The organism is Pedobacter sp. HMWF019, assembly GCF_003061025.1.
GTDB lineage: Bacteria > Bacteroidota > Bacteroidia > Sphingobacteriales > Sphingobacteriaceae > Pedobacter.
This window is the reverse complement of the sequence record NZ_QAIL01000134.1, coordinates 1-2,316: the sequence shown is the minus strand read 5'-3', so window position 1 is coordinate 2,316 and position 2,316 is coordinate 1. Positions and strand designations below refer to the sequence as shown.

The window sequence follows — 2,316 nt, the reverse complement described above, 5'->3', positions numbered from 1 at the left end:
AATTCCAACACCGCCACTTAAGTGTACATGTTTTCCGATTTGTGCACAAGATCCTACTGTTGCCCAAGTATCCACCATAGTGCCTTCATCTACATAAGCACCAATATTTACATAAGAAGGCATTAGGATTACACCTTTTGCAAGGTATGCACCGTATCTTGCAATGGCATGAGGAACAACGCGAACACCCAGTTCTTTGTAATTGGTTTTTAATTTCATTTTATCATGAAATACAAAAGGGCCAACTATAGTTTCTTTCATTTCTCTGATTGGGAAATAAAGGATCACTGCTTTTTTAACCCATTCATTTACACCCCATGAATTTAAAACTGGTTCTGCTACGCGGAGTTCACCACGGTCGAGCATGATAATGGTACTTTCAATAGCTTCGCAATATTGACTATATTCTAATAAAGTTCTGTCTTCCCAAGCGGCTTCTACTAACTTTTTTAATTCTGCAATCATGATTAAATTTAATTTTTGACAAAATAAATGAAATTTATGTATTGGGCGATGATTTCATTGGAATATTTTTGTTTTTAACTGTTAGTTATGAAGCTTCTTACGTATTTTTGATGTTTATGACTGAGCAGGAAAAATTAAGGATAGATAAATACTTGTGGGCGATACGTTTGTTTAAAACCAGAAGTCTGGCTACAGAGGCATGTAAAGCGGGAAGGGTAAAGCTCAATGGACAGAACATTAAACCTTCTGTTATTGTAAAACCTGGAGATGTATACCAGGTCTCTAAAGGAATTGAAAAGAAAGTGATTGAAGTGGTAGAACTCTCCTATAACAGAACGGAAGCAAAAATTGCAGTAACGAAATATAAAGACATTACGCCTCTGGAAGAAACTTATGCCTATAAGTCTACCTTTCATGCGCCTGTGATGACCAGAGACAGAGGGGCAGGCAGACCTACAAAAAGGGATAGAAGAGAAATTGATGGTTTAACAGACAACTTCTTTGAGGAGGACTAAAGAAGCGGAGGATATTAGTAATCCGTCCGCATCGTTGATTGTTCCCAAAGTTTAAAAGCCTGTAGCGCCTCATTTCTCATCATTTGTTTGATGGGCAGACTGCGCAGTTCCATCGGCTTTTCCAGTTCATCATAAATGAACTTATCGTCAAAACCTATATTTCCCGCATCTGTTTTTGTATTGGCGTAGTAGATGATGCTAATTCTTGCCCAATATATTGCGCTCAGGCACATAGGACATGGTTCACAGCTGGTGTAGACCACACAGCCCGACAGGTCAAATGTATTCAGTGCTGTACAGGCAAGTCTGATGGCCGAAACTTCTGCATGGGCAGTTGGGTCATTGCTTGACGTCACCTTATTCCCGCTTTGGGCTATGATCTCGCCATTTTTTACAATGACCGCACCAAAAGGTCCACCTAAACTTTCCAGTACATTTTTTTCAGACAATTCAATGGCCAGGCGCATGAATTTTTCGTGTTGAGTTGATTGTTCCATAATTTCTTCAAATAAAAGACCACAAAAAAAATGCCCCGAAATTCAGGGCATTCGAAATTTTAAAGGTCGGCGGATTATTTTTTCTCTGCTTTATAAGCATCATTTAATCCAACGATCACTTCACTGGTTACATCTAAAGATTCATCAGCAAAAAGAATCGCACTGTTTCCTTTGGCATAAGTTAATACCATTTTAAAGCCTTTTTTCTTTGCATAGGTTTTTAAGTAGTCGGCTACCTTGTCGTATAATTTTTCTTGTTCTGCAGCCTGGTCGCGCTGAAGTGCTGAACCTGCATTTTGCTGATAAGCTTGTAATTCTTGTTGTTTACGAGCCAGTCTTTGCTCTGTTGCTGCTCTTTGATCTGCAGGAAGTGTGTTTTGTTGTTGTTGGTACTGAGCAACTTCTCTTTGGAAAGCCTGTGTTTTAGCACCCATATCTCCTTGGGCAGCCTTGGTTTTGGTTTCCATTTTTGCCTGAAGGTCTTTGAAGTATTGGTATTTGGTAAGTAAAGAGTCTGAGTTTACATAAACAATTTGGTCTTTACCTGTTACCGTAGCAGTTTCAGATTTTGTATTGGTAGTTGTAGTAGCTGCGCCTTCCTTATTTTGGCAGGAAGCCATAACGGAAACCAGAGCGACAGCAGTTGCAAGACCGCTTAGTTTTAGTGTGTTCATTTTCATTATCCTTAATTATATCTTGTTTTCTTTTAATGTTATTTTAGGTCTGCAGGGTTCCTGCTGGCCTTTAAATTTAAGCAAATATAAAATTTACAATTTACTATCCTAAATAAAGTGATTTTAAGGCTGTTTTTATGTCATTTTCAGCCTAAATAGTTATCC

Annotated in this window: 4 protein-coding genes; 1 reads left to right on the top strand and 3 read right to left on the bottom strand. The window is 38.4% G+C overall.

Going from position 1 to position 2,316, the window contains the following annotated elements; all coding sequences use genetic code 11:
* A partial coding sequence (locus DBR11_RS30110) for a 2,3,4,5-tetrahydropyridine-2,6-dicarboxylate N-succinyltransferase (protein ID WP_369974427.1) occupies positions 1-465 on the bottom strand: 465 nt, incomplete at its 3' end.
* 116 nt (positions 466-581) lie between these two features.
* On the opposite strand from DBR11_RS30110, the gene DBR11_RS08460 reads away from it, so the two are divergent.
* Positions 582-980 (top strand): RNA-binding S4 domain-containing protein, encoded by a 399-nt coding sequence (locus DBR11_RS08460; protein WP_108551567.1) that lies wholly within the window; start codon positions 582-584, stop codon positions 978-980.
* Positions 981-994: 14 nt separating this feature from the next.
* Here the strand turns inward: DBR11_RS08460 and DBR11_RS08455 are convergent, their stop codons facing one another.
* Together DBR11_RS08455 and DBR11_RS08450 are read right to left on the bottom strand one after the other, a co-directional pair.
* Positions 995-1,477 (bottom strand): nucleoside deaminase, encoded by a 483-nt coding sequence (locus DBR11_RS08455; protein WP_108551558.1) that lies wholly within the window; start codon positions 1,475-1,477, stop codon positions 995-997.
* A 74-nt stretch (positions 1,478-1,551) separates the two neighbouring features.
* A complete protein-coding gene (locus DBR11_RS08450) occupies positions 1,552-2,157 on the bottom strand; it encodes an OmpH family outer membrane protein (RefSeq protein WP_108551556.1) in 606 nt (201 codons plus the stop codon).
* Positions 2,158-2,316 lie beyond the last annotated feature (159 nt).